The 6438-nt window shown below is 34.9% G+C and carries 7 protein-coding genes; 6 read left to right on the plus strand and 1 reads right to left on the minus strand.

All coding sequences use genetic code 11. The features are described from left to right. The first annotated feature begins 160 nt into the window (after positions 1-160). The 6 genes from KQI69_RS06515 (at position 161) to KQI69_RS06540 (ending at position 5718) form a co-directional block, all read left to right on the plus strand. Complete coding sequence (locus tag KQI69_RS06515) at positions 161-1039, plus strand: ABC transporter permease (RefSeq protein ID WP_216564536.1); 879 nt, start codon at positions 161-163, stop codon at positions 1037-1039. Between the two features lie 10 nt (positions 1040-1049). Next, positions 1050-2762, plus strand: coding sequence for a hypothetical protein (locus KQI69_RS06520; RefSeq protein ID WP_216564537.1), 1713 nt, complete (start codon positions 1050-1052; stop codon positions 2760-2762). Then, positions 2747-3157, plus strand: coding sequence for a C-GCAxxG-C-C family protein (locus KQI69_RS06525; protein WP_216564538.1), 411 nt, complete (start codon positions 2747-2749; stop codon positions 3155-3157). Before KQI69_RS06520 ends, KQI69_RS06525 begins: the two co-directional genes overlap by 16 nt. Positions 3158-3210: 53 nt before the next feature. Continuing rightward, on the plus strand, positions 3211-3672 hold the full coding sequence (locus tag KQI69_RS06530) for a DUF4869 domain-containing protein (protein ID WP_216564539.1): 462 nt from the start codon (positions 3211-3213) through the stop codon (positions 3670-3672). Continuing rightward, positions 3656-4171, plus strand: coding sequence for a hypothetical protein (locus KQI69_RS06535; protein WP_216564540.1), 516 nt, complete (start codon positions 3656-3658; stop codon positions 4169-4171). The genes KQI69_RS06530 and KQI69_RS06535 overlap by 17 nt, the downstream gene beginning before the upstream one ends. 260 nt (positions 4172-4431) lie before the next feature. Further along, positions 4432-5718 carry a hypothetical protein gene (locus tag KQI69_RS06540; protein WP_216564541.1) on the plus strand — a complete coding sequence of 429 codons (1287 nt, stop codon included), beginning with the start codon at positions 4432-4434 and terminating at the stop codon, positions 5716-5718. Between the two features lie 163 nt (positions 5719-5881). On the opposite strand, the gene KQI69_RS06545 is transcribed toward KQI69_RS06540, so the two are convergent. Further along, positions 5882-6280, minus strand: coding sequence for a NusG domain II-containing protein (locus KQI69_RS06545; protein ID WP_216564542.1), 399 nt, complete (start codon positions 6278-6280; stop codon positions 5882-5884). Positions 6281-6438: the final 158 nt, after the last annotated feature.

Genomic DNA, 6438 nt, shown 5'->3' on the forward strand with positions numbered 1-6438 from the left:
TGAAGGTGCGTAAGCACCTTTTAGAAGCCACCTACCTTTAGGTAGGTGGTAGTTCACGAAATCGGACAGTGCCATAGCACCATTATACAAAAAAGTTGAAGATTTTGTCGGAACAACGATAATATCACCCGCAAATCAGCTCGAGTTTAAGATAACAGGTGTGTCTGACACAGGAGAGCCGGATATATTTGTGGAGGAAAATAAACTGCTCGGTCTTTCGTATTCTGCTATGAATCTTGCTTCACTTGATGAGATGAAACGACTTTATGCAGATAAAAAGGACAGTGGAATAAAATCAGATACCAAACTTGAAAATGGAAAAGTGCTTGCGAGAAAATCCATATATAACAAGGAAAAAATGACGGGTTCATTTTTGTTTACAGATCAGAGATATGGAACATTTGAGATAGTGGGATATTTCAATGATGATATAAATGTAGATTATATTGCAAATGAGGAAGACTGTGAAAATATACGGACTACCTACAATGCATATTCAAAGTCATTTGATATATATACGGATGATGTAGACGGTGCGATAAAATATTTCAAGAAAAAGGCATCGGCCTACAGAAAAAAATATTTTACAGCGAGTGTAAAATGCCAATATAATGACCAGATTAACAAATATAAAGAAAAGCGTAAAATGAATGTCGGTACAAAAAATATCGTGACGATTGCGCTTGCGGTACTCGCATTTATTATGATATACTTCTCTATAAAATCAAATGCTGTTTCTAAAATAGAAGAACTGACGGTGTACAGACTTCTTGGAATAGAAAAAGGCAGCATACTAGAGGCATATGTACTTGAAATGATGATGCTCTGTGCATATACCGTATTGCCGGGGGCTATCATAACAAGTGGTGTGATAAAATTCATGGCACAAGTGCCATCACTTGAGATAAAAATGATATATCCGTGGTGGGCGGTTCTGTTGCTGATAATCATTATTTTTGCAGTAAATATAATACTCAGCATACTTCCTGTAAACAAGATAATATCAAGACCACCAGCAGAACTTGCAGTAAAGGATTGATAACATGGACATGAAACGAAATAAAAAAACTGACATATCTGTAGTTATGTATTTTGTTAAGAGAAATATTTTTACCCAAAAAGTCAGAGGATTGTTTTTCCTCTGTTTTTTTGGTGTTGTATCAGTTATGTCATTTATATTTATAAGTCTGATATATGCAAGTAAAGACGACTCTCTGACAAAAAAATATAATAATAGGGTTTATGCAAATTCTGATAAGACAAGAATTGCCGTAATAAAAAAGGATGGAAGTTCATTTAATAAAAACGATATAGAGAAATTTAATAAAATAAAGTATGTGCGTATGGCTGATATATGCGACAGAGCGGATGACATAAATTATTATTGTGATGAGGGGAAAGACTATAAATATAGTTATGGTACAGTAAACAAAAACAGTGTATCTGAATTTAACAAAATGGTCACTTATGCAAAAGGAATAAAAAATGCTGTTTCAGCAGACCGGAATATTGAATTTTTAAAAGCTGATAAATTTATGAAGTCATCAAGCTGTATTACTGCTTCAATGCTTGCAGCGGGCAGACTGCCAAAGAAAAATAATGAGGTTGTGGTATATTCAAAAGATACATCGGTAGTGGGGCAGACTAAGCGGTTTTATTTTACGGCAGAAAATATCTGGGATGCAGATGACTATTATTATGAGGATATGAAAATAACGGGATGCCTTAAGGAAAAAACAACACAGGCATATTTTTCAACAAGTCTTTGCAATATGCTTACTTCACCCGCAGACGAAGCAGAATTTACATTGTTTTATCAGTATCTTAAAGAAATTGGCTGGTTTCTGGGAAAAGCACAGGTAAGACCGGTTTACAGTGAGACAAGGGATGAAGGTCTTTATGATGGCAGTCAGGACATAAGAGAAGATAAAAAAGCACTAAAAGAATATGACTACAGATGGGGCGTTGCTTCGGGCGAAAAGGCAAGGGCATCCTGTAATATGACGGTATGGTTTTCAGGGGTGGATGTAAACGCTATAAAAGAAAGTGTAAATGCACTTAAAGGCAAGGCTCTTATCTATATCAAAAAAAGAGAAAATGATGGAAGTCTGAGTGATGAAAATGACAGCTTAAAAATTGAACTTACCAGTGAAATGACAGATTATTCAGGAACATTTCTTGAAATATCAAAGCACCTCTATTATCAGTATTTTAAAAATGAAAGCAGGCAGGCATCTGTTTATATAACACACTATGCAAAAACTGATAAGGTTATAGATGCGGTAAACGAACTAGATAAAAAATATCAGGCAGTCAGTACATACAGAATGTCACTTGACGGTTACGACAATGACAAAGTATCAGAAAGACTCGCTACTCTGGGAATAGCATTTATGGTGCTTTTGTTTGTGGCGATATTGGAAGTGGTAATACTTGATGCGGTTATGAAAATAAAGATAAAGGACTGGCAGGCATTTAGGCAGCTTGGGATGAAAGCTGGCATGATAAAAAAGATAAACATGGTCGAAATGCTCATATATTGTATGGCAGCAGTTGTAATAACAGTTGTTACGATAAATGCAGCGGCAGAAAGCGGAAGTGGATTTGCGTTTGATATAACAGCATATTATAATACGGTTGTGTATATAATTTATCTTCTATATAATATAGTTGTCTGCATGATTACGTCAAAAAGGTTTTGTGGTACAATAATGAAAATAAAGATAAAAGAAAGGAAATCAAAGACATGGAAACAAGAGTAGAGAAAACAATAGAGAGACACAATAAAGGATATAACTGTGCACAGGCAGTTGCCTGTACATACTGTGACCTTGTGGGAATGGACGAGGAGAGCATGTTCAAGGCAACAGAAGCATTAGGACTTGGAATGGGCGGTATGGAAGGAACATGTGGTGCACTTACAGGCGCATGTGTTGTAGCCGGAATGAAAAATAGCTGCGGAGACCTTGACAATCCTGTAAGCAAAGGGGAAACATATCAGTATTCAAGACAGATATTAAAGAAGTTCATTGACCAGAACAAAGCAACACGCTGCAAAGATTTGAAAGGTGTAGAAACAGGCATTGTATTAAGAGGCTGTCAGGACTGCATAAGAGATGCAGCGAAGTTTTTGGAAGAAGTAGTGTTTGAGGAGTAATCAGTAAGTAAATTACAGATATTTTGAGAACTGAAAAAGAAAGGATTTATTAAATGCTTAAAATAGGTTATGGTTGTCCTGAAGATGCAATGTTTTATATTGATGCCGAATTTGAAGAACTGTTTGAAACAGGATGGCTTCAAAATAAGCGGAATTTAAGAATATTGCATGATATTGATAATTGTCATATAAGTCCTGTGGGGATGCAGGATAATGACAATGAAAATATTACATTTTCAATATATGAGATTTCCACCGGCTCTAAAGCCTTGATGATATGCAATATGTTGGATAATATACAGATATGGGGAACTATTTTTGGTGATAACTGCACTGATTTATTATTGGAGATAGCGGAAGAAAAGGACATCACGATCTATTTACAGCATTTTATAAATTTTGATGAGAATAAATTTAGGGCGTACAGTCTGGTCAAGAAAAGAGAGTATCTGAATTATCGTGAATTTGAACTTGAATCAGTAAGAGAGGTGATAGAAGATGCAATTAAGTATTAAGAGCAGAAATTATCATTTTGAACTGGAGTTTCATGGCAAATTTAATTTTATACTGGGCAATTCAGGAACATTTAAAACATTGCTTGGAAATCTTCTCACAAAATATAAACGAGGAATACATGGCATATCTGTAAAAATAAGTGATGACAGGTTTAAAATGAAAAAGGAATCTGTTCATATTTTAGGAAATGATACAGTATTTGAGGGAGATTATAAAAATATATTTAATGTTGTTGGACATTTGTTTGTTATAGATGAGTGTTGTGAGATATTTAAAAAGAGAGATTTGAGCAGCATCCTAAAGGAAAGTAAAAATTATTTTATAATAATTTCAAGAAAAGTACCCGGATTTTTGCCTGTCAGTATTGATTCTGTTTATCATTTGGAGAGAAAAAAGGGCATGATATTTAATGTACCTGAATATGCAAAAAACAATGGGGAACTTACATCGTTTGCACAAAGCATAGATTATATATCTACAGAGGACAGTGCAAATTAATGATGTAAAGTTATAAATAATTTTTCACTAAATGATTTGCTTCATGATGAATTGGATAATGTTAGAAAGTTAATAAAATAAATCTTCATCCCCCCTTTAAAAAAAGTGAAAGTCATGGTATAATTATATATGAATACAATTTTTCAGATGAAAGTAATATTGTTATGAGCAAGTAGCAGAGCGGATTGCGAATATCCGCTTGACAATAATGAAAATGAAGAGAGAATATGTAAAAATGAAAAGGAAAGGGGATGTTCGAGATGGATACCGCTGTTTATAATCATCTGCTTACACAGTATCGACCAAAAGAATTGACGAAATACGATACACACAAAGCATCAGAGCTTAGAAGTGTTGTAAATCAGATTGCCAAAAAGACAAAGACATCTCCGATATATCTTGTAAGGCTGACTGATGCAAAGCAGTCATATGCACTTGGTGTCAAGGAATCATCAATGCTTCTTGGCACAGGTCTGAGGGAACTTTCAGATACATCACCTGATGGTGTATTTTCAAAAAAGAAGGCATATGCATCAGATCCGGAAAAGGCAGGAGTGGAGATTGTAGATGAAGATAGTGATAATCTTCCTGATGAATTTTCTTTGAAAATCGAACATCTTGCCACACCGCAGTACAATATTGGAAATCCTATGCACTCAGCAAGTCAGAGCCTGCCGGGTGGAACATACAAATTCAGGATAAGTGTTTTGGATGATATGTATGATTTTCAGTATAACATCAAAAAAGATGCGGATAATGCTGAGGTTATGAACGGAGTTGCTTCATTTATAAACAAGGCTAATATCGGTTTAAATGTAGGGATAGTACCAGATGCAAGTGATGATACGGTAAGGATGAGTATCGTTTCGGATGCGACTGGAAGCAGTGGTGGTGATAGGATATTTACACTTGCAGACAGAAATAGTGATGGTAAGATCGGAATAGTAGAATATTTTGGCTTGAATGAACTTGAAAAAGGAGCTACGAGTTCAAAATTTTATATGGACGGTGTCCCTAAAAGTACACTTGCCAATGAATTTACCATTGGAAAAGCTCTTAAAGTATCGCTCAAAGGTACTAATATGGATGAGGATAATATAAGTATTCAGTACAGACCAGACAGCGAAAAGATACTTACAAGTTTAAACAAGGTAAAGGATGCCTACAATTATATGATAGAAGGTTCTGATAATTATGCAAAGATAACTAACAGAAGTTCAAAACTTGCATCTGAACTCAAATATCTTGTAGGTCCGTTTAAATCAGAAATGGAGTCGTGCGGTCTTTTGTTTGAAGAAGATGGTACGATGAAAATAGATGAATCACTTGCCACACAGGCGATAAACGATGGAGATATGCAGAAACTTTTTTCGGCAGATTCAGATTTATCCAAGCGTCTGCTCGGCAAAAGTGAGAGTGTAAAACTCGATCCTATGGAATATGTAGACAAACTTCTTGTTTCATATCCAAACTATACAAAGGAAGGTGTAGGTTATTCATATATCACTTCACTTTATAGTGGAATGTTATTTAATTATTATTGCTGATTATAGATAAGTCCATGATTTTTCAGTTTAAGTATCGCAAAATCATGGACTTATTTGGCTTAAATCACTTATTAACTATAAAAACTTAAAAAACTGTAATATGCAGTGTGTTTATATAACACCCGCATATTACAGTTTTTTATAGTTATTTGAAAATTTCAAATTATTTAACAACAGCATCAGGTGCATCATCGTCGTTATTCTGTGAAGAATTATCAATAGATATCACAACCTTATGAGGAAGGCAGACGATAGTTTCACCCTCATATTTAATACTATGTTTTTTAACACAGGTCTGGTCAGGGCAGTCGGCATCTGTCATATCGGCTGTGCCGCCGCTTATCTTCAGGATGTTTTTGCCACCATTCACACCCTTTATCGTAATCGTTTTATCAATATCAATAGGATAAGAAGCCGTAATCTTGCCATCAACCTTGACTGTAACAAACTTACCAGACTTATTGAAATACAATTTATAAGCAGCAAAACAAATGAGAGCAGCAACGATAATGCATGTAATAAGGATAATGTCATTGCGTTTTTTAGTATCTTGTAAATTCATAAATTCCCCTTTCGTTTGTCATGGACACAAAACTATTTCCTTTAGGTGATGGACAGCCCGCTATAAAATAATAAGTAAAATATAGTTCGTTACTGTTCATTAGTACAGCGAAAAGTCAAGCGGATATTCGCAATCCGCTTTGCTACTTGCTCATAACA

The organism is Eubacterium sp. MSJ-13 (genome assembly GCF_018918235.1).
Taxonomy (GTDB): domain Bacteria; phylum Bacillota; class Clostridia; order Lachnospirales; family Lachnospiraceae; genus Butyribacter.

Bases quoted from the DNA above. Each gene is read 5' to 3' on its own strand.
- KQI69_RS06525 (WP_216564538.1), top strand. From the start codon at position 2,747: ATGGAAACAAGAGTAGAGAAAACAATAGAGAGACACAATAAAGGATAT.
- KQI69_RS06535 (WP_216564540.1), top strand. From the start codon at position 3,656: ATGCAATTAAGTATTAAGAGCAGAAATTATCATTTTGAACTGGAGTTT.
- KQI69_RS06545 (WP_216564542.1), bottom strand. From the start codon at position 6,280: ATGAATTTACAAGATACTAAAAAACGCAATGACATTATCCTTATTACA.
- KQI69_RS06540 (WP_216564541.1), top strand. From the start codon at position 4,432: ATGGATACCGCTGTTTATAATCATCTGCTTACACAGTATCGACCAAAA.
- KQI69_RS06530 (WP_216564539.1), top strand. From the start codon at position 3,211: ATGCTTAAAATAGGTTATGGTTGTCCTGAAGATGCAATGTTTTATATT.
- KQI69_RS06520 (WP_216564537.1), top strand. From the start codon at position 1,050: ATGAAACGAAATAAAAAAACTGACATATCTGTAGTTATGTATTTTGTT.